The organism is Cellulomonas soli (genome assembly GCF_052036975.1).
GTDB classification, from domain to species: Bacteria; Actinomycetota; Actinomycetes; order Actinomycetales; family Cellulomonadaceae; genus Cellulomonas; species Cellulomonas soli_A.
Genome location: NZ_JBQIAR010000002.1, coordinates 1 through 24,695, shown reverse-complemented (window position 1 = coordinate 24,695; position 24,695 = coordinate 1). Strand labels below are relative to the sequence as shown.

Sequence of the window (24,695 nt, the reverse complement as noted above, 5' to 3'; positions counted from 1 at the left end):
GCACGGCCCGCTGCGAGGCCGCCGAGCCGGCCAGGCTCAGCGCTGCGGCGTGCTCCCCCGCTCCACCACACGCATCGCCGCATGGTGCAGCACAGGCTGCTGGGGCCCGCGGCCCGCGATCCGCCGGGCCAGCAGGTCCACCGCCACCCGCGCGATCTCCGCCCGACCACCGTCGACCGTCGTCAACGTCGGCAAGGTGTACCTGGCGTCCTCCGTGTCGTCGAAGCCGACCACCGCGACGTCGTCCGGCACCCGCAAGCCCCGCACCTGCAGCTCGTGCATCGCACCGACGGCCAGCGCGTCGTTGAACGCGACCACCCCGTCGGGCACCACACCGGACTCGAGCACGCCGGTGATCGCCAAGGCCCCGTTCGAGCGGTGCCACCCGTCGTCGGTCCAGGCGACCAGCCGCTGGTCGACCTCGAGACCGGCCGCCTCCAACGCCTGGCAGTACCCCTCGTACCGCAACGTCGACGTGCCGTGCGCCCCCTCGTGCGGGGCGCCCAGCACCGCGATCCGCCGACGCCCGTGCCCCAGCAGGAGCTCGGTGGCGGCGCGCGCACCCTCGCGGTTGCGCATCGTCACGTGGTCGACCGCGGGCGAGAAGATCTGCTCACCGAGCAGCACCAGCGGGAAGTCCACCTCGACCAGCGCGGAGTCGGCCTGCTCCAGGGCGACCGGGCTGAACAGCAGCCCGTCGACCACGCGCCTCCGCGGTCCACCGAGCGCCGCCAGCTCGCTCTCACGGGAGAAACCCGTCGGCTCGATCAGCACGTGCAGGCCGTGCTCCCGCGCCGCGGCGACGACCTCGTCGGCCAGCTCGGCGAAGTACGGCTGGGCCAGCTCGGGGACGACGAGACCGACCAGACCCGTCCGACCCGAACGCAGGTTGCGGGCCAGCTCGTTGACCTCGTAGCCCAGCTCCTCGATCGCCTGCTCCACCCGCTCCCGGGTGCTGGCACGGATGTGCGGGAAGTCGTTCACCACGTTCGACACGGTCTTGACCGAGACGCCGGCGTGCCGCGCCACGTCGATCATCCGCACCACGGGCCTGCTCCCTCCGGCTGGTCGTCGCGGGCTCCGCAGCGACCCTGCGGCCGGCGACACCACGTCCCCGCCCCGCCGCACGAGCCTAGACGTCCGCGACGCCCACGGACGCCGGTGCGGCGAGCGTGCGCAGCTCCTCACCGACGGCCAGGACCAGCCGGTCAAGGTCGGGCACCGCCTCCGCGTCCCCGGTGACACCGATCGTCAGGCGCCCGCCGCACGAGACCATCGCCGCGCAGACCCGCACACCCTGGCCCAGTGGCACGTACGGGACGAGCTCGAGCACGCGCCGCCCGGCCAGCTGCTGGGGCGCCGCCGGTCCCGCCACGTTCGAGGCCACGACGTTCACCCGGCCCTGTCCGCGCCGCCCATACGCGCGCCCGGCGCGCAGCAGCGCCGGTGCCGGCACGTGGTCCGCCGCTCGCACCACGGCCGCCGTCGCCTCGGGCACCCCGGCGGCCTTCTGCGCGGCCGTCTGCCCGGCCACCGCCGCCAGCCGCGCCGTCGGGTCGTCGAGGCGCACCGGAAGGCGCACGAACACCGCCGAGGCCAGGTTCGCCCGCGTCCCGGTGCGCTCCGTGACGGGCGGCGACACGGGCACGATCGCCCGCAGCACCGTGGCGTCCAGGTCCGCGCCGCGCTCGGTGAGGAAACGGCGGTAGCCGCCCGCGAGCGCCGCCAGGAAGACGTCGTTCACCGTGCACCCCGCACGGTGGGCCTGGTCCCTGACCGGTGCGAGGTCGACGCCCGTCCACCCCCAGCGGCGCGCCGGGCACAACGGACCGAGGAGCACCGAGGCGGGCAGGTCCGGTTGGACCACCTGCGCCAGGCCGAACCGCAGCTGCGCGACGAGTCGCCGCGTGCGCACCGGGTGACGTGCTGCCCGGGCGACGGCGCGCACGGCGCGGGGAGGCAGCCGGACCGACCACCACGCGAGCTCGCCGACCAGCTGGGCACGCGTCGGCGCCGGCCGACGCTCGACCGCGGGCAGTGGCCCGGCGGGTGGCGGTCCGGCGGGCCGCGCGGGGTGCCGTGCGGGGTCGACGTCGCCGAGCAGCGTGCCGAGCAGGTCGGCGCCGGTGCGCCCGTCGATCATCGCGTGGTGGGCCTTGGCGACGACGGCCCACCGACCACCCGTCAGGCCGTCGACCTGCCAGAGCTCCCACAGCGGCCGGGCGGGGTCGAGCCGACGGGCCATGAACGCGCCGACGAGCTCGCGGAGCTGCGCGTCCTCACCGGGCGGTTCCAGCACGACGTGCCGCACGTGGTGACCCAGGTCGAGGTCGGTGTCCACCCAGAGCGGGCGGCCGAGGTCGCCCGGCATGGGCATGACGCGTCGGCGGTGCCGTAGGACCGCGGGGAGCCGTTCTCGCACGTGGGCCAGCAGCTCACCGGGTGCGGGCGCCGGCCCCTCGAGCAGCAGGACCGACCCGACGTGCAGCGCCTGCACGTCGGACTCCATCGGCAGGAAGATGGCGTCCAGCGCGTGGAGCCGGTCGACGGCCATGGCACCACTGTGGCACCGGCGTCCGTGCGGCACCGGGTCGACCCGGTGCCCGTTGAGCTGGTCATCACCGGGGGTCCGGTCGCGACGCCTCGCTCAGGCGCGCACGATCCGACGTACCGCCAGCTCGATGTCCGCGTCGTCGTGGGGCTCGCTGTCCAGCGCCCGGTGGATCGTCATGCCCTCGGTCAGGGCGTCGAGGACGCGCGCGGTGACCGGGTCGAAGCACCGCTCCAGCGCCGCGCGGCTGCTGCGCATCCAGGAGTGCGTGAGCGTGCGGTACGACGGATCGCGCGCGGCCAGCGTGTACAGCTCGTAGGTGAGCACCTGGTCCCGTGGCGTCGCGAAGACGTCGAGCCGGATCGAGTCGACCACTGCCCGGATGCCGGCCTCCGTGTCACCGGCCGGCACCGCGTCCATGCGCGTGGCCACCCGGCTCGCGACGGTGGCCGCGAACCGGGTGAACGCCTCGCGCAGCAGCTCCTCGCGCCCGCTGAAGTGGTACGTCATCGACCCCAGCGGCACCCCGGCGGCCGCGGCGACCCGCCGGTGCGAGGTGCCGTCGACACCGTCCTCGGCGATCACGTCGATGCAGGCGTCGATGATCCGGTCGCGCCGGCCCGGGTCGTTGCGGCGGGTCCGAGCAGGCGCGGCGGGCGTCGACGTCATGCCTCAGATCTTCTCGCGGATCACCCGAGCCGGGTTGCCGACGGCCACGACATTCGCCGGGACGTCCTTGGTGACCACGGAACCGGCCCCGATGACGGAGTTGTCGCCGATGGTCACCCCTGGGCACACGATGACCCCGCCGCCGAGCCACACGTTGTCGCCGAGGACGATGGGCTTGGCCGCCTCGAGCTTGTCCTTGCGGGGCTGCGGGTCGATCGGGTGCGTCGGGGTGAGGAGCTGCACGTGCGGGCCGATCTGGCAGTCGTCGCCGATGGTGATGGGGGCGACGTCGAGCGCGGTCAGGCCCATGTTGATGAACGTGCGGGCACCCACGGTGATCTGGTTGCCGTAGTCGACGTAGACGGGTGCGCGCACGTGGGTGCCCTCGCCGATGCTGCCGAACAGCTCGGCGACGACGGCCTGACCGGCGTCGGGGTCCTGGTCATAGGCGGCCGTGAAGCGGGCGGCGGTGCGCACGGCCCGCTTCTGCGCCTCGATGATCGAGGGGTCGTCGGCGATGTAGAGGTCACCGGCCAGCATGCGCTCGTGGTTGGTGCGCGGGTCTCCGGCGAAGTAGTCCGTCATCATATGTACGATCGTACACGTCGAGTGCCGGCCGATCGGCGGTTCACCGGATCCCGGAGACGACGAAACCCGGGCCCCGAGCACCTCGCGGTGCCCCGGAACCCGGGTTTCGACGACAGACGGCGCCGACTTGCATCGACACACCGAACGCGGAGACGGTGGGATTTGAACCCACGGAAGAGTTTGACCCCTTCACGGCCTTAGCAGGGCCGCGCACTAGACCTGGCTATGCGACGTCTCCAAGACGGGGACAGGCTACCCGGGCACCTCGCCCCGGACCAAAAGGAGCCCGCGAGTCCCGGTGCGTCAGTGCTCGAAGCCCCACTCGCGGTCGGTGAGCATGCGGGCGATCGCCAGGCCGACGGCCAGGGCGGTGACGATGAGGGCCGCGGTCACGCCGTAGCCGAGGGCCTCGACAGTGTCGCCCTGCGACAGGTAGTACACGGACCGGTAGGCCGGCACCCCGGGCACCATGATCGTCACGGCGGGCACGTAGACCGTGATCCGCGGGACGTTGAGCCGGGGCGCCACCCAGGCAGCCAGCAGGCCGACCGCGCAGGCGGCCACGGCGGCCGCGGCCTGCGGCGGCCAGTCGAGGGAGTTCACGGCCATGATCCGCAGCGTGTTCGGCACCGCGGCGATCGCCGCGGCGACCAGGGCCATCCGCCACGAGCCGTTGAACATCAACGCGAAGCCCAGCACGCCGAAGAACGAGGCGAGCAGCCGCAATCCCTCGAGCGCGAGCGGCGGCATGTCGGGGGCCTGCGGGGGATCGGGCGACAGACCCACGAGGATCGAGACCGCCCACACGGCGAAGGCCGCCGAGACGAAGATCATCAGGGCGTAGGCCAGTCGTGCCAGCCCCGCCGAGAAGTCGAGCTTGGCCAGGTCGAGCGCGCCGGTGACCAGCGGGAACCCGGGCACCAGGAACAGCGCCGCGGCCACGTAGCCTGCCTCGTGCGGCCCCTCGACGCCCGTGACCGTCAGCAGCTGCACGAACCCGAGGTACGCCAGCGACGAGGCCGCACCGGCCAGCATCGAGACACCGAACTGGTTGAACCCGCGGTGCAGCATGGTGCGCCGCAGCCCCTGCCCGAGCCCGGCGCCCAGCATGGCGCCGAGGATCTCGACGGGACCGGCGCCGTTGAGGAACGCGAACGCCGCACAGGCCAGCGCCGCCCACGCAGCGTTCAGCCACGTCGGGTACAGCGGCGGCTTCTTGGCGATCCGGTCGAGCTCCGCGTCGACCTGCTCGACGGTGACCTCGCCACGGCGCTCCACGTCCTGCGCGAGCAGCTCGAGCTCGGCGAGACGGTCGGTGTTCACGCCGATGGTGCGCACCTCGGTGACCTCGGTGCGGAACGAGCGGCCGCGGTGCGACGTCGTGGTGATCTCGGTGAGCGTCACGTGCGCCTCGTGGCGATCGACGCCGAGCGCCTTGGCCACGCGCGCCATCGAGGCCTTCACGCGGTAGGACCCCGTGCCGGAGGACAGGCTGAGCCGCCCCATGCGGAGGGCCACGCCTGAGCGGCGGATCAGTTCGAGCTCGTCGTCGTCCGGGATGGTCGGCACGGCACCATGATGACGTGCCACCATCCCGGACGCCCGGGACGTTCGGGATGGTCGCGGACGAGCCGCCCCTGGACGCGTCGACTCCCCCTGCGTGCCGACGCCGTCACGTGCCAGGAGTGCCGACCTCGGCCCGTGATACACCGGCCGACCACGACCCTGCACAGTCAGACCCCGGGCACCCACTCGTGGCGGAGCATCGCGTAGGTGTAGCCGTCGAGCCAGCGGCCCGAGCGGTGCAGCGACTCGGCCACGAACGCACCCTCACGCCGCATGCCGAGGCGTTCCATCAGCCGCCAGGACGGCTCGTTGTCCGCGAAGCAGTTGGCCAGCACACGCCGCAGCCCGAGCTCGTCGAAGCACAACGCCAGCAGCCGGCGACTGGCCTCGGTCGCCAGCCCCTGGCCGTGCCAGGCAGGATCGAACGACCAGCCGATCTCGGCCTGCACGCCGCGCGCGCCGTCGACCGCCTCGGTCTGGGCCCACGCGTCCTCGACCCGCACCATGAGGTCGCCGACGACCTGCCCCGCACGCTCCACGAGGAGCGTGCGGGCGAGCCGGTCGGGCTCGAGGTAGGTCGCGACGAACGCCGGCTCGTCGGCCGGACGGCTCGTCATCCACTCGGTGACCTCGGGCAGCCGGCGGTAGCGCCAGACGGCGGGCGCGTCCGCTGCGGTCGCCGGGCGGATCAGCAGCCGCTCGGTGCGCACCGGCCACGAGACGTCGATCAGGGTCTTCGGCACAGGTCAGACGAACGGCGGCGCGACGGGCTCGGCGTGCCAGATGCGGTCCAGGTAGTCCTTGATGGACCGGTCGGAGGAGAAGAACCCGCTGCGGGCCACGTTCAGCACCGCCGAGCGGGTCCACCCGTCCTGGTCGGCGTAGGCCGTCTCGACCCGGTCCTGCGCGTCGATGTACGACTGGTAGTCGGCCAGCACCAGGAACCGGTCCTCGTGCAGCAGGTTCGACACGACCGGCTCGAACACGCGCCCGTCGCCGCCCGAGAACGTGCCCTGCGCGATGTGGTCCAGCGCGCGCCGCAGCGTGGGGTTGGCCGCGTAGTACGTGGAGGGGCGGTAGCCGGCGTCCACAAGGTCGGCGACCTCCGGCTCGGACAGGCCGAACAGGAAGAAGTGCTCGTCGCCGACCAGCTGGCGGATCTCGACGTTCGCGCCGTCGTCCGTGCCGATGGTGAGCGCACCGTTGAGGGCGAACTTCATGTTGCCCGTGCCGGAGGCCTCCTTGCCGGCCAGCGAGATCTGCTCGGACAGGTCGGCGGCGGGCACGAGGGTCTCGGCGAGCGTCACGTTGTAGTTGGCGGGGAACGCGACGCGCAGTCGGCCCTCGAGGGCCGGGTCGGTGTTGATCGTGCGCCCCACGGCGTTGATGAGCCCGATGATCTGCTTGGCCATCTTGTAGCCGGGTGCGGCCTTGGCACCGAACGCGAACGTGCGGGGCGTCACCTGGTCGATCGGCAGCTCGCCGCTGGTCACGCGGTCGTACAGCGTGATGACGTGCAGCAGCTTGAGCATCTGCCGCTTGTACTCGTGCAGGCGCTTGACCATGACGTCGAGCATCGCGTCGGGCGAGATCTCGATGCCGTCGCGCACGGCCAGCAGGTCGACCAGGCGCGTCTTGTTCTCCCGCTTGATCTGCGCGAACCGGCGGCGGAACTCGGCGTCCTCGGCCAGCGGCTCGAGCTCGCGCAGCCGCTCCAGGTCGGTGACCCAGCCGTCGCCGATGGCCTCGGTGATCAGCCCGGACAGCGCAGGGTTGGCCATCCGGACGAACCGGCGGGGGGTGACGCCGTTGGTGACGTTGGTGAACTTGTCCGGGTAGTACGCGGAGAAGTCGTTGAGCACCTTGTCGCGCAGCAGCTGCGAGTGCAGCTCGGCGACACCGTTGACCTTGGCCCCGGCGACCGTGGCCAGGAACGCCATGCGCACGGCCCGCTCGGGGAACTCGGCGATGATCGACATGCGGCGCACCCGCAGCTCGTCACCCGGGTAGGCCTTGCGCACCTGGGCGAGGAACTCGTCGTTGATGCGGTAGATGATCTCCAGGTGCCGGGGCAGCAGGCGGCCCAGCAGCTCGACGGACCACACCTCGAGCGCCTCGGGCAGCAGTGTGTGGCACGTGTAGGCGAACACCTGCTGCGTGATCGCCCACGCGTCGTCCCACGACCAGCCGCGGTCGTCGACGAGCAGCCGCATCAGCTCGGGGATCGCGATGACGGGGTGCGTGTCGTTGAGCTGGAACACGATCCGGTCGGGCAGCTTCGTCAGGTCGAAGTCGCCCGGCAGCACGTTGTCCAGGAAGTCGGCCAGCGAGCACGCGACGAAGAAGTACTGCTGCTGCAGGCGCAGCTCCTTGCCCTGCGGCGTGGAGTCCTCCGGGTAGAGCACCTTGGAGATGTTCTCGGCGAAGGTCTGCGCCCGCACCGCGTCGGCGTAGTCGCCGGAGTTGAAGATCTGCAGGTCGAACGACTTCTCGGCGCGCGCCGACCACAGGCGCAGCGTGTTCACGCGGCCGTTGCGGTACCCGGGGACCATGTAGTTGTAGGGGACGCCGATGACGCTCCAGCCGGGCAGCCAGCGGCTGCGGGCGTTGCCCTCGTCGTCGATGTACGTCTCGGTGCTGCCGCCGAAGTTCACCTTCACGGCGGCCTCGGGGTGCGGGAACTCCCACGGCGAGCCGAGCTCGAGCCAGGTGTCGGGCTGCTCGACCTGCCAGCCGTCGACGAAGGTCTGGCGGAAGATGCCGTACTCGTAGCGGATGCCGTAACCGATGGACGGCACGGACAGCGTGGCGAGCGAGTCGATGAAGCACGCGGCCAGCCGGCCGAGGCCGCCGTTGCCGAGGCCCGGCTCCTGCTCCGCCTGCCGCAGGTCGTCGAGGTCGATGCCCAGGCTGGTCAGACCTTCGGTGACGATGCCGTCGATGTCGGCCGCGAGCAGCGCGTTGTCCAGCTGACGCCCGAGCAGGAACTCCGCGGACAGGTAGGCCACGGACTTGGCCTGCACCTGCCCCTGGTGGCGCAGGGTCTGCATCCAGCGGGACATCAGGTGGTGGCGCACCGTGCGCGCGAGCGCGAGGTACTTGTCGTTGGTGGACGCACGCGACAGGTCGACGCCCTGGCCGAAGTGCAGCTCGCGCAGGAACTCCTGCACGAAGCCCTCGACGGTGCGGTCGGGGACGGTGATGGGGTCCAGGCTCTCGCTCATCGGCCCACCGTAACGGGCTGCCGCGTCACCGCCAGACCCTGCCGGTTACGGCCTGGTGACGCGACGGTGTGCCCGCGGCGTCCCGCCGGGCGGACCTCGGTCCCCCACCGTGGCCCCGGACGCCGCCGTACCGTGCAGGCACCGGGCGGCCCGGCCGGGGCCCCGACACAGGACGGTGGGGTGCCGTGTCCACGTTCGACCAGGTCAAGCGGGCCGCATGGGCTGGGCGTGCTGAGGCGTACGCCGAGACGTTCGGCCCGCTGTGCGGCCGGATGGTGGGCCCCCTCCTCGACACCGTTGGGGCGCTCACGGGCGCAGAGCTCCTCGATGCCGGCACCGGGCCGGGCGCGGTCGCGGCGGTCGCGATCACCCGCGGTGCGCGCGTGACGGCCGTCGACCCGGACGAAGGCATGCGCCGCCTGGCCCGCCTGGCCGCGCCGGAGGCCGACGTGCGCGACGGCGCGCTGCCGGACCTGGATCTGGCCGATGCGTCGTTCGACGTGGTGGCGGCGAACTTCGTCCTGAACATGGTCGGCGACCCGCGGGCGGCGGCGCGCGAGCTGGTCCGGCTGCTGCGACCTGGCGGGCGGGTGGCGGCAACGGTCTGGCCACGCCCGGTGAGCGTTCTTCACCAGCTGTGGGAGGACGTGACCGACGCGGCAGGGGCGCAGCGTCCGGCGAGTGCCGCACCCCTGGAGCCGGCGATGGACTTCGCCCGGTCGCCGGACGGCCTGGCCGGGCTGCTGGAAGGCGCCGGCCTGAGCGACGTGCGCGCCGAGCGGGTGGAGTTCGTGCACCGGGTGGACCCGGACGTCTGGTGGTCGGGTCCGGCCCGCGGGGTCGCGACGATCGGCGCGGTGCTGCTCGCACAGAGCCCCGACGTGCAGGTGCGCATGCGGCGGGAGTTCGACCGACTGAGCCGTCGCTATCTGGTCGGCGGGATGCTGCACCTGCCGACCGCGGCGGTGCTCGCGCACGGGACCCGTGCACAGTGAGACCACAACAACCTACGGGGTAGTAACTTACGGTCCCGTAGGTTAGTGTCGAGGCATGGCCACGGAACGACCCGCACTGCCGCTCGTCTACCCCGCCGGGGTCCCCCGCGACCTCACGGTGCCCCACGAGCCGCTCACCGCGGCACTCGAGCACTCCGCGCAGACGTGGCCCGACCGCGTCGCCGTCGACTTCCTCGGCGGGACCACCACCTACCGCCAGCTGGCCGACAAGGTCGCCCGCGGCGCCCGGGCGCTGCTCGACCTCGGCGTGCAGGCCGGCGACCGGGTCGCGCTCGCGCTGCCCAACTGCACCGCGCACGTCGTCGCCTTCTACGCAGTCCTGCGCATCGGGGCCGTCGTCGTCGAGCACAACCCGACCTACACGGCCGACGAGCTCGCCCACCAGCTCGCCGACTCCGGCGCCACCACCGCGATCGTCTGGGAGAAGACCGTCCCGGCACTGCTTGCCGGGCAGCCCCAGACCGCCGTACGCACCGTCATCGCCGTCGACCTCAGCGCCGACCTGCCCTGGGCCGCCCGGTTCGCCCTGCGGCTGCCCGTCGCCAAGGCCCGGCGCACCCGCGCCGCCATGCGCGGCCCCGTGCCCGACGACGTGCCGCTGTGGCACGACCTCGTCCGGCGGACCGCCCCGATCGACCCGGCGCACCCCACGCCCGCCCCCGAGGACGTCGCCGCCCTGCAGTACACCGGCGGCACCACCGGCACCCCCAAGGGCGCCGTCCTCACGCACGCGAACCTCGTCGCCAACGCCGTGCAGGGCCACCTGTGGACCGCGGCCGTGCCCGGGGCCGAGGTCGTCTACGGCGTGCTGCCGTTCTTCCACGCGTTCGGCCTCACCCTGTGCCTGAGCTACACGATGCGGGTCGGCGCGACACTCGTGGCGTTCCCCAACTTCGACCCCGCACTCGTGCTCGCCGCGCAGCGGCGCCGGCCCGGCACGTTCCTGCCCGCCGTCCCGCCCATGCTCGACCGCCTGGTCACCGCCGCCGAGAACGCCGGCGCCGACCTCACCTCGTTCACCTACGCGATCTCCGGGGCCATGGCGCTGCCCGCCAAGACCGCCGCCCGCTGGGAGCAGGCCACGCAGGGGCTCGTCGTCGAGGGCTACGGCATGACCGAGACCTCACCCGTCGCGCTCGGCAACCCGCTCGGCCCGGACCGCCGGCCCGGTGCGCTCGGTCTGCCGTTCCCCGGCACCGACATCCGCATCGTCGACCCCGAGGACCCGGACGTCGACGTCGCACCCGGCGAGCGCGGCGAGCTGCTCATCCACGGCCCCCAGGTGTTCCAGGGCTACTGGAACCGCCCCGAGGAGACCGCCGAGCAGCTGCTGCCCGGTGGCTGGTTGCGCACCGGCGACATCGTCACGATCGTCGACGGCTACGTGGTCCTCGTCGACCGCATCAAGGAGATGATCGTCACCGGCGGGTTCAAGGTGTACCCGTCGCAGGTCGAGAACCACCTGCGCGGCATGCCCGGCGTGCAGGACGTCGCCGTCGTCGGCATCCCCGGCGGGGACCTCGGCGAGAAGGTCGTCGCCGCCGTCGTCATGGACCCCGGCGCCAAGCCCGTCGACCTGGACGCCGTCCGCGCCTGGTGCGAGCAGCGCCTGGCCCGGTACGCGCTGCCCAAGCAGCTGGTCATCGTCACCGAGCTGCCCCGCTCGCAGGTCGGCAAGGTGCTGCGCCGCCTGGTCCGCGAGCACGTGCTGACGCTGGCGCCCACCGTCTGAGCCCTCCGGTCGCCGGTATTCGGTGGCCGTTGTCAGACCCGTCGCACACGATGGGGTGGGTGAGCACCCCCACGCCCGAGCCGGCGACCGACGAGACCGCCGACGACCCGACGGCCGAGGCGCCCGCCGAGCTGCGACCCGGCTGGCGGCGGGACACCGCTGTGTTCCTCAGCGGGCAGACCGTCTCGCTGTTCGGCTCCATGCTCGTGCAGTACGCGATCATGTGGCACCTGACGCTGCAGACGAAGTCCGGCACCGTCATGGCCCTCGCGTCCGTCTTCGGGTTCCTGCCGCAGGCGATCGTGTCGGTGTTCGGCGGGGTGTGGGCCGACCGGCACGACCGCAAGAAGCTCGTCATCGGGGCGGACGCGACCATCGCCGTCACGACGCTCGGCCTGGCGCTGCTGATGCTCAACGGCGTCGAGGACCTGTGGCTCGTGTACCTCGCGCTCGCGATCCGGTCCGTGGGCGCGGGCATCCAGATGCCCGCCGTCACCTCGCTGCTGCCGCAGATCGTGCCGACCGAGAAGCTCATGCGGGTCAACGGGATCAACGGCACCATCCAGTCGGCCATGATGCTGCTCGCCCCGGCCGTGGCCGCCGCCGTGTACGCGAGCGCCTCGATCGTGGCGGTGTTCTTCGTCGACGTCGTCACCGCGGTCATCGGCATCGGGCTGCTGGCCAGCATCGCCGTGCCGCGACTCGTGCGCACCGACGCGGACGGGCCCCGGCCGGCGTACTTCGCGGACCTGGTCGGGGGTGTGCGCTACGTGCTCGGCCACGACTTCGTCCGGTGGCTGCTCGCGCTGTACGGCGTGGTGTTCGTGCTGGTCGTGGCCCCGTCGTACCTGACCCCGCTCATGGTGGTGCGCACGTTCGGCGACGAGGTGTGGAAGCTGACCGCCAACGAGATCTCGTTCAGCGTCGGCATGCTGCTCGGCGGTGCGCTGATCGCCGTGTGGGGCGGGTTCCGCAACCGGGTCACCACGATCCTCGCCGCGACCTTCGCGTTCGGTGCGCTCACCATCGGCCTCGGAGTGGCCCCCGGCATGTGGGTGTTCTTCGGGTTCATGTTCCTGATCGGGCTCGGGGTGCCGTTCTTCTCCACCCCGGCCATGACCGTGCTGCAGGAGACCGTCGAGCCGGAGATCCAGGGGCGGGTGTTCGGGTTCGTCGGCATCGTCATGGCCGTCGCGATGCCCCTCGGCATGGCCGTGCTCGGCCCGCTCGCCGACACCGTCAGCGTCGAGGTGCTGCTCGTGATCTGCGGTGTGCTCATGGTCGCGGTCGCGCTCGCCGCCGTGTCCGTGCCTGCCGGTCGCCGCGCGATGGCGGCCGCTCACGCCCACGCGTCGGGCGAACGTCCCACGTGACCGGCCGGCCGCGGTGGGAACATCCGGCCATGTCGCAGCGCAGCGCGCACCCCGTCGTCCGAACCGTCCGCCACGACCCCGCCGACCGGCCGCTGCTGGTCATCTGGGAGTCCACCCGCGCCTGCGCGTTGTCGTGCGTGCACTGCCGTGCCGAGGCGCACCCTGCGCGGCACCCGCGCGAGCTCGACACGGCACAGGCCACCGAGCTGATGGCGCAGGTCGCCTCGTTCGGCAAGCCGTCGCCGATCTTCATCATCACCGGCGGCGACCCGTTCGAGCGGCCCGACCTGTTCGAGCTGGTGCGCCGCGGACGCGCGATGGGGCTGTCCATGGCGGTGTCGCCGTCCGGTACCGCCAAGCTCAACCGCGAGTCGCTGATCGGGCTGCAGGAGGCCGGGGTGACGGCCATGTCGCTGTCGCTCGACGGCGCCACCGCCGAGACGCACGACGGGTTCCGCCGCGTGCCCGGCACGTTCGACCGCACCGTCGCCGCCTGGGAGGAAGCCCGGTCGCTCGGCATGAAGGTGCAGGTCAACAGCACGATGTCGAGCCGCACCGTGCACGAGCTGCCCGACCTGGCCGCCATGCTGCGCGAGCGCGGCGCCATGACGTGGAGCGCGTTCATGCTGGTGCCCATGGGCCGCGGCGTGGACCTGGGCACGCTGTCCCCGGCCGAGGCCGAGGACGTCATGAACTACCTGTACGACCTGGGCCCGTACCTGCCCGTGAAGACCACCGAGGGGCACCACTTCCGGCGCGTCAACCTGCAGCGCGCGGTGCTCGAGGCGCGCGGCGAGGACCACGTGAAGGTGCTCGGCCTGGGCGACCTGTACGCCGAGCTCACCGAGCGGACCGCCGCGTTCGGCTGGGGTGAGGGCGTGCGCAACCGGCGCCCCCCGGTCAACGTCAACGCCGGGTACGGCTTCGTGTTCGTCTCGCACGTCGGCACGGTGCACCCCAGCGGGTTCCTGCCCGTCGGCGCCGGCGACGTGCACGACACCCCGCTGCCGGAGATCTACCGCACCTCCGAGCTGTTCACCGGCCTGCGCGACTCCTCGCAGCTGCAGGGCCGGTGCGGCGAGTGCGAGTTCTCCCGGGTGTGCGGCGGTTCCCGCTCGCGGGCGTACGCCGCCACGGGCGACCCGTACGCGTCCGACCCGCTGTGCGGGTACCAGCCCGGCTCGTTCCCGTACCCGCAGGACGTGGCGGCGCTGCTGGCGTCCTGACGCCACCTCCTGCTGCCGGCCGGTGCTCGGACGTCCGGGCACCGGGTCTGCACGCAGCCCCCGCAGGACGTCCTCGCCGACCCGGCTCAGGGTGCGGCGCGGTCGCCTAGCGTCGGGGCAGGAGGTGCCGTCCCATGCCTGACCAGCCCGAGCGCTCACCCGTGCCCGTCGCGGGGAGCGCCGTCACCCCGACCGCCGCCCCGCGCGCCCGGCGCCGTGGCCCGCTGCTCGTGGCCGTCGGTGCCACGCTCGTCGCCGGGGTCGCCACCACCAGGCTCCCGGAGACGTCGGGCACCCTGACCGTGCTCGGCGACGCGGCCGGCGACGTGCTGTACGCCGTGATGGTGTGGCTGGTCCTCGCGCTGGTCGCCCCGCGCACCCGGACCCGACTGCTGACGGCCGTCGCCTTCGGGCTGTGCGCCCTCGTCGAGCTCGCGCAGCTGACGGGTGGCCCGGCCGCAGTGGTCGACACGTTCCCGCCGGCGCGGTACCTGCTGGGCACCACGTTCGTGGCGACGGACCTGCTCGCCTACGCGGCCGGGTGCCTGGCGGCCGCGGCGCTCGACCGGCTGCTGCCGCGGCACGTCGCCCTGTCCGCTGTCAGCGCTCCCAGGTGAAGCGGACCGTGCGTTCGGCCACCGACACGTGCGTGAGGCGCACCCGTACGGCCTCGCCGAGCGGGAGCTCGGGTCCCGGTCCGGCAGCCGTCGCAGCCCCTCCCGCCGCCGGCGCCGGCGCCCCCTCGGGCACCGATGCGACGCGTGCCCGCACGGCGGGGTCGCGCAGCTGCACCACACCGGAGGTCTTGTCCTCGCGCACGTCGACGACGACCGCGTCGAACACCTCGCCGGTGCGGTCGGCCAGCAAGGCGGCCTCGACCAGGTCCAGGCATGCGCGCTCGTAGGCGGAGGCGCGCGCGTCACCCGACGCCATCCGGGACGGCAGCTCCGGCAGGGCGGCTCGTACCCAGTCGGGGACCGGCACCCCGGCACTGAGTGCCAGGCACGTCTCGCCGACGAACCGGTCGACGAGGCGGCGCAACGGTGCGGTGGTGTGCGCGTACGGCGCGGCGATGGCCGCGTGCTCCGCGTTGGCCGGGCGTTCGCCGTCGAACGCCACGTACGCCGCGCCGCGCATCAGCGTGGCCGCCTCGGCGAGCAGCGCGGCCTGCGCGGGGTCGGACGCGTCGAGCCCGGAGACCACCTCGGCGTGCCCGGCGCCCTCGGGCCACGGCACCCCCAGGGCCCGCGCGGTCCGGCGCAGCCGCGCCACGTCGCGCGGATCGGCGGCAGGCAGGGTCCGCAGCACGCCGATGCCGCCCTCGAGCATGATCGAGGCGGCGGCCATGCCGGTGAGCAGGGAGATCTGCGCGTTCCAGCCCTCGACGGGCAGCGTGCGACGGCTCGTCAGCGCCCAGTGGCCGTCCTCGCGCCCGGCCTCCTGCTCGGGCATGGGTAGCGTCAGACCGCCACGGTCGCGCTCGGCCTGCTCGCGCAGCAGGCCGACCTCACGCAGCAGCAGGAGCACCTCGTCGGCCGTGCCGGCGTCGAGGGCGTCCTGCACCTGCTCGTAGGTGTACCGCGCACGGCTGCGCACGGTCGCCCGGCGCACGTCGCAACCGGTCAGCACGCCGGCCGCATCGAGGTCGAGCTGCCACCACAGCGCGGGGCGCTCACCGTCGGGCAGCAGGCTCGCGGCACCCTCCGACAGCTCGGGCGGGTGCAGCGGGGTGCGGCCGTCCGGGGCGTAGAGGGTGACGACCCGGCGGCGGGCCTCGTCGTCCACGGGACCACCCGCCGGCACCCACGCGGCGACGTCGGCGATCGCGTAGTGCACCCGGTAGCCGGCACCTGCTCCCCCGCGGCGCTCGATGTGCACCGCCTGGTCCAGGTCCATCGACCCGGCGGGGTCGATCGTCACGAACGGCACGTGCGTCGCGTCGACCGACTCCGTCGGCACCTGCGCGACGGCCGCGCGTGCGGCGTCAACCACGTGCGGCGGGAACGCCTCGGGGACGTCGAGCTCGGTGCGCACGGCGGCCAGGCCGGCCCGCACGGCACGGTCGACGGCGTCGGCGGTCGCGGCGGCCGGTGGGGCGAGCCGGACGGGCGGCGCCTGCGGGGTGGGCACGGGCGGCGGGGGTACGGCACCGGGGGCGACGAGGGGCGTCGTCGGCCGCAGGCGGACGTGACGTCGGGGCACCGACCGAGCGTACGGCGGCCACGCGCGGGTCAGGAGCGGTCAGCCGCCGAGTGGGCCGAGCACCTCGTCGAGCGCGGCACCCAGGTCGGCCAGCAGGTCCTCGACGTCCTCGAGCCCGACCGACAGGCGCAGGTGCCCCCAGCGGCGGAACTCCTCGGGGTAGGCGGCCACGCGTGGCCCGTCGGTACCCACGTGCACGATCAGCGACTCGTCGTGCCCGAGCGACACGGCCGAGGTGATGACCCGCAGCGCGGCCACGAACCGGTTCTGGGTGTCCGGGTCGCCGTCGACGGCGAACGCGAGCATGGCGCCGTACCCGCGGCCGCCGAACTGCCGGGTGGCGAGCTCGTGCTGCGGGTGCGAGGGCAGCCCCGGGTAGGCGACGTAGGCCACGCGCGGGTCGGCGTCCAGGAACTCCGCGACGCGCTGCGCCGAGGCCAGGTGCTGCCGCAGGCGCAGAGGCAGGGTCACCGACCCGCGCTGGATGAGCCAGGCGTTGAACGGCGAGATGACCCCGCCGACGTCGACCTGCGCGTCGGCCTTGAGCGGCCGGACCAGCGCGGTCGAACCGATGACCGCGCCGCCCATGGCGTCCCCGTGCCCGTTGACGTACTTGGTCAGCGAGTGGATCACCAGGTCGGCTCCGTCGGCCAGCGGGCGGTACAGCGGCGGCGGCGTGAACGTGGAGTCGACCACCAGCAGCGCACCGCCGTCGTGCGCGACCTGCGCCACGGCCGCCACGTCGGTGACCTTGGTGGTCGGGTTGGCGACGGCCTCGACGTGCACGAGCCGGGTGGTGGGGCGCATCGCGGCGCGCACCGCCTCGACGTCCGAGGCGTCCACGAACGTCGCCTCGATGCCGTACCGGGCGGGCAGCAGCTCGGTGTACAGCCGCCAGGTGGCCTCGTAGGTGACGTCCGCGACGACCACGTGGTCGCCGCTGCGCAGGTACCCGAAGATCACGGCGTGGATCGCGGCGACCCCCGAGGCGAGCACGACGGCGTCCTCACCGCCCTCCAGCGCCGCGAGCTTGGCCTGCAGACCCTTCTGGTTCGCCCCGGAGTTCCGCGTGTAGAGCGGGGTGTCGACGTCGGACCAGCTGATCGAGGCCGGGTCCTGCGGCAGCGCGTACGAGTTGGCCATGACGATCGGCGTGCGGATGGCCCCGGAGCCGGCGTCGATCGCGTTGCCGGCGTGCACCGCCTGGGTGCCGAAGGCGAGGGACTCGGGCCGGTGCTTGTCGGGGCGGGTCACGCGGTGATGCTAGGACCGACCCGTTGCGGCCAGGTGAACGTCGCAGCAGGTGGACGTCGTCGCTTCCGGGCGGGTCGGGACCATGGGCACGGGTGTGCGTCCTCGCCGCCTGCGCAGGATGGACCCCAGCACCCGCGCCGTCCCCGAGGAGCACCCCATGATCGTCTGCATCCCCGTCACCGACGACGGCCTGGTCGGCCACGGCTGGGGTCGCGCGGCGCGCGTCGCGCTCGCCGAGGTGGTCGACGGTCAGATCACTGCGTGGGACGAGGTCGACGTCCGGTGGGACCTCGCACACGACGAGGGCACCGAGGGCTCCCACCACGCCCGCGTCGCACGGTTCGTCCGCGAGCGCGGCGTCGGGACCGTGGTGGCCGGGCACATGGGCCCGCCGATGGTGAACATGCTCGGCAAGCTGAAGATCGTGACGGTGCTGGGTGCGCAGGGGTCGGCGCGCGACGCCGTGCTGCAGGCGGTCGCGGCCGGGACCCCCGCGGTCTGAGCCGGGCGCGGGGCACCTGCCCGGTCCCCCGCGCCCGCCGGTCAGGGCTGGGCGGCGAGGATCGCGTCGATCTGCCCGAGGGCTGTGGTCATCCCCTCGACCATGCCCATGCCCAGGACCTGCTCGAGCTGCTCGGTGGAGGCGAACCGCGTGGTGATCACCATGCGGGTCACGTCGCCGTCGGGCTGCAGCTCCATGTGCCCGCGCATGGTCGGCTGGGTGCGGTCGGGGGCGCCGGAGTCGTCCGCGAAACCGTCGTCGAACACGATCACGCGGTGCGGGTCGATCGTGATGAACGTCCACCAGCCGTGGGCCTTCTCTCCGGTGGGACCGGTCATGTAGTACCGGGCCTCGCCGCCGGGCACGAACTCGTGGTCGACGAACGTGGCGGGCCACTCCGGCGGCCCCCACCACCGCTCGAGCTGGCGGGGGTCGGCCCACAGCTGCCAGATGCGCTCGGGGGTCGCGTGGAGCTCGGACGTGATGGTGAAGGTGAGCGCCTCGGGGTCGGTGGCGCTGTGGAGCACGGTCATGGTGCGTCTCCTGGGCTGTGCGGTGAGGTGTCGGGTTCGGCGAGCAGGTCGTCGAGGCGGTCGAGCCGTCCGCGCCAGAGCTGTTCGTACTGCTCGAGCAGGCGGGCGGCGGTACGGATCGTGTCGACGTCGCCGCGGACGAGGCGTTCGCGGCCGTGGTGTCGCTTGGTGACGAGCGCGGCGCGCTCGAGCACGGCGACGTGCTTCTGGACCGCCGCGAAGCTCATGTCGTAGCGCTGCGCGAGCGCCGACACGGACTCCTCGTGCACCAGCACCCGGGTGACGATGTCGCGTCGGGTGCGGTCGGCCAGCGCCGCGAAGAGACGGTCGACACTGTCCTGGTCCAGCTCATCTACAACCATGTGGTTGCACATTACTCGGCCGACGTCAGCCAGGGAAGGGGTCCCCCTCCGGTGCGTCCGGCGTGGTGGCCAACGACCACCGGATCAGCCCGGTGACCATCCGCCCTGCCGGTCGTGCGACAGCCCGCCGCACCGGCGACGAGCCCGGCGCGACCAACGCGCGCGCCCACGGCGGCAACGTCGCCACCGCGCACCCGGTCAGCCCCGCGTACGGCACACGCAACGTCCACGGCACCGGCGGCTGGTGAAGCAAGAACCCGATCGTGTCCCGCGCCGCCGGCGACACCGACAGCTCCGGGCGGAACGCGTCGAGCTGCGCGGCCAGCTCGGCCTCCGTGCGCGGCGGGTCGACCACCCCGAGCCGTTCGGCGACCGTCGCCAGCTGCGCCACGTACCGGTCGTACCCCGCCGGCGTCAGCGGGTGCGCCCCCACCGCCCGGTGCGCCGCCACGAAGCTGTCGACCTCCGCGACATGCACCCACCGCAGCAGGTGCGGGTCGCTCGCCCGGTACCGCACCCCCTCCGGCGACGTCCCCCGCACCCGCTCGTGGATCGCCCGCACCCGGTCGACCGCCGCCTGCGCGTCGTCCGCCGTGCCGAACGCCGTCACCGCCAGGAACGTGCTGGTCCGCGCGAGCCTGCCCCACGGGTCGCTCCGGTACCCCGAGTGCCCGGCCACCCCGGCCATCGCCGCCGGGTGCAGCGCCTGCAGCAGCAGCGCACGCAGACCCCCGACGAACATCGAGGCGTCCCCGTGCACCACACGCACCGGCGACCCCGGCGGGAACCAGCGCGGGCCCGGCGTGCCGTGGATCCGCTCGCGCGCCGCCGCACCGTCGGGCCCGGCCACCCGCGCGAACAGGGCATCACCGGCCCGCTGCCGGACCGCGCCGAGCGGAGACGTGCGCACCATGCGTCGATCGTGCCCCGACCGGGGCGTGCGCGCGCCTCGCGGCGCGCGAGTCAGCGCGTCAGGCGGTACGCATCCGCGGTGATCTCGACCTCTCCCCCGACCTCGTTGGTGCACACGGCACCCACCTCGAGGAGGGTGCAGGTGAGCCCGCCGTGCGTGACGACGGTGCCGACGGGCAACGCGTCGGTGAAGCTGACCGACCCGGAGATCACGTCACCCCCGCACGCGAGCTCGCCTTCCGTGGCCGTGGAGGTCAGGAAGACGCTCAGGCACGGAACCTCGTACTTGAGGTACTCGTCGGGGACCACCCACGTGGGAGCCACCTGGAGCTGGCACTCGAGCCCGTCGTCCCGGACGACGCACTGGACCGACTCCGAGCGGAACTCGGCCAGGTCGAGCGCCGGGACCGGCGAGGACGTGTCATCGGTCGGAGTCGCTGCCTCGGACGGCGTCACCTCCTCGGACGGCGTCGCGACGACGTCCCGAGCAGGGGTGGCCGACGGCGAGGGGGCCGGGTCGCCACCCGTGCATCCGGCAAGCAGAACGAGAAGGAGGAACGCCGGCAAGGCTCGTCGCATCGGGGCCATGGATCGATCGTGGCACGCGCACGAGGCCGGCACAGGCCGAACGGGCGGCCGTTCTCGCACGTCGGAGGCCCGCTCTCCGCGCCGGACCGCCGTCCGTCGACAGCCACGCGGACATGCGCTCCAGGCTCACGGGGGCCGTGAGGACGGACGCGAGCACCCTGCGTCGATCGTGCCCTGCGACGGTCGTGCACGCCCCGCGGAGCGCGTGTCAGGGCCTCAGGCCACGAGCCTCACGCGTCGCGTGACAGCCGGTAGGCGTCCGCCCTGATCTCGACCTCGCCGCCGACCTCGTTCGAGCAACGGGCACCCACCTCGAGGAGCGTGCAGGTGAACCCGCCGTGCGAGACCACGGTGCCGACGGGCAGCATCTCGGAGGTGAGAACTGTCTCGGAGAGCATGTCACCGGGGCAGCCGAGCTTCCCTTCCGTCTCGGTCGACCTGAGGGACACGACGGTGCACGGCGGGCCGTACTCGAGCAACTTGGCCGGAACCTCGTAGGTCGTCGGACCCAGGAGCTGGCACTCGACCACGCCCTCCCACACGACGCACTGGACCGAGTCCGTCTGGAACTCGGCCAGATCACGCACGGTCGTCTGCGTCGCGGCGTCGCCGGTGGCGGTCGCCATCGGCGTGGGGTCAGCCGTGGGCGTCGCATCCTGCGACGGCGTCGCCACCGTGCTGGGCGTCGGCGAGTCCGACGGCACAGGATCGGCATCGAGGTCGGACGCGCCGCACCCGGCGAGCAGCAGGAGGAGCAGCACGGCTGGCAGGGCCCTACGCGTGACGGTCACAGAGCGATCCTGTCACCGGCACACCCCTGCCGGGGCAGGAACCGGCCACCGTTCGCGCACGTCAGAGCCACGCCGCCATGCGGTCGAGGCTCGCCAGGGCCGTCGGGTCACCCGGGCGGTCGAGGTGACCATGCACGGCGGCCGGCTCGGTGACGCGCACCACGGGAACCCCCGCATCGGCCAGCTGCTGGGCGAACAGCTCGCCCGACGCCCGCAGCGAGTCCCACTCCACGTTGAGCACCAGCGCCGGCGGCAGCCCGGCCAGCTCGGCCTCGCCGCAGAAGGCCTCCGATGCGGGCACACCCGCCGCGAGGTAGCCGTTGAGCAGATCGACGCTCAGCGGTGTGAAGGCCATCTCGGTCGCCGGCATGGCGTCCAGCGCGGCCCGCAGCTCGTCGGAGATCGGCGGCAGGTGCGCATGCATCGTCGGGTACACGAGCAGCAACGAACGGGGCACCGGACCGGCACCATCACGCAGGCGCACCGCGGTGAGCCCCACCAGCGCGGCGCCCGCGCTCGCCCCACCCAGGTGCGGCACCGGTGCGTCGACCTGGTCCGCGCGGTCGGTCGCCCACCGCCACACCGCGAGCGCGTCGTCGACAGGCTCCGGCAGGAACACCTCGCCGTAGGCCTTCACGTAGTCGCCCGTCAGCACCACGAACCCTCGTGCGGCCAGCTCGAGCGCCACCCAGTGCGACTCGGGCATGTCGAGGTCACCGCCGAGGAACGCCCCACCGTGGAACCACACCAGGTCGGGAGCCACGGCGTCGGCCGCGCGCCCCTCGGGCACGTACAGCCGGGCGGGGACCGCGCCGTGGGGGCCCGCCAGCGGGACGTCCTGCACGGTGACGGTCGCGAGCTGCGGGCGCAGCCGGACCAGGGCGGCCGTGCTGACGTCGTCCTCGCGCGGCGGGAACGGCGGCTCGCCCGCCTCGAGCGCGGACACCATCTGCCGCACGGGCAGGGGCGGTTCGACGAGCCGGTCGGCCCAGGTACGTGTGGTGCTGGTCATGCTTCCTCCGTCAGGACGTCCACGGGTCGTCGAACCGGCTGCTAGGCAGCCAGCTCGGGGTCGGTGGTGAGCTCCACGGTGGCCCACAGCTCGTAGCCGAGGGTCTCCAGGCCGCGCAGCAGCGCCCGACGGACCCGGTCCTCCCCGGAGACGTCCCAGAGGCCGGCCGCCACGACGAAGTCGACCTCGACGTAGAGGCGCTCGCCGAGCTTCGTGGCCCGCACGATCGCCTCGGGCAGGTCGAACTCGTCGCGCACCTTCCGGACCTCCCGGTCGATGGCGGCGGCCACGTCGGCGGGCGGAGCGGCCTCCATCAGCTCCAGGCCGGCGGCTCGCAGCAGCCGCAGCGGGATCCGCACGAGCACCACGCACGCGAGCAGCACGAGCACCGGGTCGGCGTACCGGACGGCCTCGTCGAGGGACCAGGCAGCCAGCAGCAGGGCCACCGCGGCGCCCACCGCGTAGACGAGGCTGAGCAGCGCACCGGCCCGCCACTGGGCGACCTCGGCGGCCACCAGGTCGGAGTCGGGGGCGGTGCGCGCCAGCCAGCGGACCAGGGCGAGCGAGGCCAGCATCGACAGCACCCCGTACCCGACGACCGCCCCAGCGGCCACGTCGGAGCCACCGGCGACGATCACCGCGACCGCGTCCGCCGCCGCGTAGACCAGCGTGCCGAGCAGGGCCGCCCCTTGCACGGCGATGGCGATCGGGGTGATGGCCTGCCGCCCGAACGGGAACCGTGCGTCCGGCGCGGTCGCCGCGGCCCGGGACGCACTCAGCGACAGCGCGGACAGCACGATGCCGAGCAGGACGAACGCGCCGTCGAACAGCAGCACCCGCGACTGCGCCACGATGCCGCCGACGAGCGCCAGCGAACCCAGCACGCCGGCACCGACGATCGACCCGATGAGCGCGCGGCGCTCGAGCGTCCTGGCGTCGACCTCAGCCACGGCAGCTCAGGCCCCCGCCGAGCACGTCGGCCCCGATCCGCACGATGCCCTCCCGTGGTGCGTCGTCGCTCCTGCACCGGTCAACCTACCGACCCGGCACGGGCGATGGGATCGGGACGCGTCGTCGGCACCGACGCACCCGAGGTCTCAGCCCTCGCCGTCCGCCCAGCCGTCCACCGTGCGCAACCAGGCGCCCACCTGCACCTGCGCACCGGCCAGCACGTCGAGCTCCCGCTCCAGCGCGACCGGCACCGCCTGCTCTCCCGGTTCCGCGGCGACCAGCAGCGAGACCGTCACGTCCGTGTCCTGCGTGGTGGACATCGCACCCCACTGGAGCTCGCAGCGCACGCTCGCGCCCGGCGGCAGCACCTGACGCACAGCCGCCGGGCTGCCGCTGGGTGTGCCCGTCTCGACATCCGGCGCCGGGGTGCCCGACGCCCGGACGAACGTGATCTCCGGCCGACCGCTCAGCGCGCACGGGTCGGCCGCGACGCTGGTCGCACGCAGCAGCAGGAAGCGGCTGCCCGCCGCGGCGTCGGAGCCCACCACCCGCACGTCCAGGTCCGCGGCGGTGCACGTGCGCACGCTCGGGTCGTCGGGCCAGCGGTCCCCGGCGGCGGAGGCCTCGGCCAAGGTCGGGTCGGAGGCGGGCAGCGGCTCACCGAGCACACCTCCCTGCTCCCGGAACGAGGAGGCGACGGAGAACTGCAGCCGTGCTCCGGCCGGTGGCGTCAGTGCGGACAGCAGCCCGGCGACCTCGGCCACCCGGTCGTCGCCGGTCACCTGGACCTCGAGCCACAGGCTCCCGTCGGTGGCGCCCTGGCTCGACAGGAACATCCCCGTCACACCGTCCCACCCGTCCACCTGCGCGACGAGGTCGGCGACCTCCGGCGTGAACGACCCGGCAGGGACGTACGAGGAGACGCGCTGGCTCGCCGTGGTCACCATCGCCAGCGGCACGTCGTACTGCTGCGCCACCTCGGCCACCGCCGGCAGGTCCCCCGCCGCGACCACCGTGACGGAGTCGGCCTCACCCTGCACCTGGATCGCCGTGACCCCGGGCAGCCCGGCGAGCGCCCGCACCTGCCCGAGCCGCTGCTCCGGCTCGTCCCCGGCGCCCAGCGCGACCCGCACCCCGGGGCTCGTGCCGGTCCCGTCGCGCCACACGGAGGCCGGCGGACCGTCCCGCCGGTCGACGACCTCGACCACGAGCTCCGCCAGCGCGACGAACGCCTCGATCTCCGGCTCGGTGGTCTGGACCGCCACCTCGGTGAGCACCTGCGGGCGGACACCGTCGTACGTCGGGGCGACCTGCACCACACCCTCCAGGGCCGCCAGCTCGCGCAGCAGCGTGTCGGCATCCGACTCGTCGGGATCACCCCCGAAGCAGCCGGCCAAGGCCAGCACCACGGCCAGCACAGGCGCCAGAGCGGCGAGGGTGCGGAGACGCGTCACGTGGCCGACGGTAGCCAGCCCGACACGCACCAGGGGCTGGTTCGGTGGCCGCGAGCCGGATCCGCACAGCACGCACACACGACGGCGTGCCGGACCACAGGGCGGAGGGCGTGGTGTGTGGTTTCAGCACATCGGCGACAGCATGTCTCAGGACATCGGCGACAGTTGTCCGGGATGCTCGCTCATGTC

23 protein-coding genes and 1 tRNA gene are annotated in these 24,695 nt (G+C 73.4%); 6 read left to right on the top strand and 18 right to left on the bottom strand.

Translation table 11 applies throughout. The annotated features are described in order from the left end of the window. Positions 1-36: 36 nt before the first annotated feature. From ACTHAM_RS02600 to ACTHAM_RS02565, 8 genes are all read right to left on the bottom strand, one after another. Complete coding sequence (locus ACTHAM_RS02600) at positions 37-1,038, bottom strand: LacI family DNA-binding transcriptional regulator (protein ID WP_440684555.1); 1,002 nt, start codon at positions 1,036-1,038, stop codon at positions 37-39. A gap of 94 nt (positions 1,039-1,132) precedes the next feature. Next, a complete protein-coding gene (locus ACTHAM_RS02595; RefSeq protein WP_440684212.1) occupies positions 1,133-2,554 on the bottom strand; it encodes a wax ester/triacylglycerol synthase family O-acyltransferase in 1,422 nt (473 codons plus the stop codon). Between the two features lie 93 nt (positions 2,555-2,647). Continuing rightward, positions 2,648-3,220, bottom strand: a complete 573-nt coding sequence (locus tag ACTHAM_RS02590; RefSeq protein WP_440684211.1) for a TetR/AcrR family transcriptional regulator — start codon at positions 3,218-3,220, stop codon at positions 2,648-2,650. A 3-nt stretch (positions 3,221-3,223) separates the two neighbouring features. Continuing rightward, positions 3,224-3,808, bottom strand: coding sequence for a sugar O-acetyltransferase (locus ACTHAM_RS02585; protein ID WP_440684210.1), 585 nt, complete (start codon positions 3,806-3,808; stop codon positions 3,224-3,226). A gap of 147 nt (positions 3,809-3,955) precedes the next feature. Next, positions 3,956-4,046, bottom strand: a tRNA-Ser gene (locus ACTHAM_RS02580). Positions 4,047-4,111: 65 nt separating this feature from the next. Further along, entirely contained in the window at positions 4,112-5,377 is a 1,266-nt protein-coding gene (locus tag ACTHAM_RS02575; RefSeq protein ID WP_440684209.1) for a threonine/serine ThrE exporter family protein, read from the bottom strand. A 164-nt stretch (positions 5,378-5,541) separates the two neighbouring features. Beyond that, a complete protein-coding gene (locus ACTHAM_RS02570; protein WP_440684208.1) occupies positions 5,542-6,117 on the bottom strand; it encodes a GNAT family N-acetyltransferase in 576 nt (191 codons plus the stop codon). A gap of 3 nt (positions 6,118-6,120) precedes the next feature. Further along, positions 6,121-8,598 carry a glycogen/starch/alpha-glucan phosphorylase gene (locus ACTHAM_RS02565; protein WP_440684207.1) on the bottom strand — a complete coding sequence of 826 codons (2,478 nt, stop codon included), beginning with the start codon at positions 8,596-8,598 and terminating at the stop codon, positions 6,121-6,123. 185 nt (positions 8,599-8,783) lie between these two features. On the opposite strand from ACTHAM_RS02565, the gene ACTHAM_RS02560 reads away from it, so the two are divergent. The 5 genes from ACTHAM_RS02560 (at position 8,784) to ACTHAM_RS02540 (ending at position 14,562) form a co-directional block, all read left to right on the top strand. Next, a complete protein-coding gene (locus ACTHAM_RS02560; RefSeq protein WP_440684206.1) occupies positions 8,784-9,593 on the top strand; it encodes a class I SAM-dependent methyltransferase in 810 nt (269 codons plus the stop codon). 55 nt (positions 9,594-9,648) lie between these two features. Next, complete coding sequence (locus ACTHAM_RS02555; protein WP_440684205.1) at positions 9,649-11,346, top strand: AMP-binding protein; 1,698 nt, start codon at positions 9,649-9,651, stop codon at positions 11,344-11,346. Positions 11,347-11,396: 50 nt separating this feature from the next. After that, on the top strand, positions 11,397-12,719 hold the full coding sequence (locus ACTHAM_RS02550; protein ID WP_440684204.1) for an MFS transporter: 1,323 nt from the start codon (positions 11,397-11,399) through the stop codon (positions 12,717-12,719). A 29-nt stretch (positions 12,720-12,748) separates the two neighbouring features. Then, a complete protein-coding gene (locus tag ACTHAM_RS02545; protein ID WP_440684203.1) occupies positions 12,749-13,945 on the top strand; it encodes a TIGR04053 family radical SAM/SPASM domain-containing protein in 1,197 nt (398 codons plus the stop codon). Positions 13,946-14,079: 134 nt separating this feature from the next. Then, positions 14,080-14,562, top strand: coding sequence for a DUF2809 domain-containing protein (locus ACTHAM_RS02540; protein ID WP_440684202.1), 483 nt, complete (start codon positions 14,080-14,082; stop codon positions 14,560-14,562). Here the strand turns inward: ACTHAM_RS02540 and ACTHAM_RS02535 are convergent. Further along, entirely contained in the window at positions 14,546-16,000 is a 1,455-nt protein-coding gene (locus ACTHAM_RS02535) for an RNB domain-containing ribonuclease (RefSeq protein ID WP_440684553.1), read from the bottom strand. The genes ACTHAM_RS02540 and ACTHAM_RS02535 overlap by 17 nt on opposite strands. A gap of 186 nt (positions 16,001-16,186) precedes the next feature. Beyond that, entirely contained in the window at positions 16,187-17,401 is a 1,215-nt protein-coding gene (locus tag ACTHAM_RS02530) for a trans-sulfuration enzyme family protein (protein ID WP_440684201.1), read from the bottom strand. 118 nt (positions 17,402-17,519) lie between these two features. Here ACTHAM_RS02530 and ACTHAM_RS02525 point away from each other — a divergent pair, with 118 nt between their 5' ends. Continuing rightward, positions 17,520-17,903 (top strand): NifB/NifX family molybdenum-iron cluster-binding protein, encoded by a 384-nt coding sequence (locus ACTHAM_RS02525; protein ID WP_440684200.1) that lies wholly within the window; start codon positions 17,520-17,522, stop codon positions 17,901-17,903. 41 nt (positions 17,904-17,944) lie between these two features. Here ACTHAM_RS02525 and ACTHAM_RS02520 read toward each other — a convergent pair whose 3' ends face one another. The 8 genes from ACTHAM_RS02520 to ACTHAM_RS02485 all read right to left on the bottom strand — a co-directional run bounded on the left by ACTHAM_RS02520 (position 17,945) and on the right by ACTHAM_RS02485 (position 24,506). Beyond that, positions 17,945-18,436: an SRPBCC family protein gene (locus tag ACTHAM_RS02520; RefSeq protein ID WP_440684199.1), complete on the bottom strand. Its 492-nt coding sequence runs from the start codon at positions 18,434-18,436 to the stop codon at positions 17,945-17,947. Then, positions 18,433-18,798 (bottom strand): ArsR/SmtB family transcription factor, encoded by a 366-nt coding sequence (locus tag ACTHAM_RS02515; protein WP_440684198.1) that lies wholly within the window; start codon positions 18,796-18,798, stop codon positions 18,433-18,435. Before ACTHAM_RS02515 ends, ACTHAM_RS02520 begins: the two co-directional genes overlap by 4 nt. 25 nt (positions 18,799-18,823) lie before the next feature. After that, a complete protein-coding gene (locus tag ACTHAM_RS02510; protein ID WP_440684197.1) occupies positions 18,824-19,711 on the bottom strand; it encodes an oxygenase MpaB family protein in 888 nt (295 codons plus the stop codon). A 50-nt stretch (positions 19,712-19,761) separates the two neighbouring features. Continuing rightward, on the bottom strand, positions 19,762-20,298 hold the full coding sequence (locus ACTHAM_RS02505; RefSeq protein ID WP_440684196.1) for a hypothetical protein: 537 nt from the start codon (positions 20,296-20,298) through the stop codon (positions 19,762-19,764). A 230-nt stretch (positions 20,299-20,528) separates the two neighbouring features. Beyond that, positions 20,529-21,089, bottom strand: a complete 561-nt coding sequence (locus tag ACTHAM_RS02500; protein ID WP_440684195.1) for a hypothetical protein — start codon at positions 21,087-21,089, stop codon at positions 20,529-20,531. 61 nt (positions 21,090-21,150) lie between these two features. Next, positions 21,151-22,101, bottom strand: coding sequence for an alpha/beta hydrolase (locus tag ACTHAM_RS02495; RefSeq protein ID WP_440684194.1), 951 nt, complete (start codon positions 22,099-22,101; stop codon positions 21,151-21,153). A gap of 41 nt (positions 22,102-22,142) precedes the next feature. Then, complete coding sequence (locus ACTHAM_RS02490) at positions 22,143-23,051, bottom strand: cation transporter (RefSeq protein ID WP_440684193.1); 909 nt, start codon at positions 23,049-23,051, stop codon at positions 22,143-22,145. A 147-nt stretch (positions 23,052-23,198) separates the two neighbouring features. After that, positions 23,199-24,506 carry a DUF4232 domain-containing protein gene (locus ACTHAM_RS02485; RefSeq protein ID WP_440684192.1) on the bottom strand — a complete coding sequence of 436 codons (1,308 nt, stop codon included), beginning with the start codon at positions 24,504-24,506 and terminating at the stop codon, positions 23,199-23,201. Between the last annotated feature and the right edge of the window lie 189 nt (positions 24,507-24,695).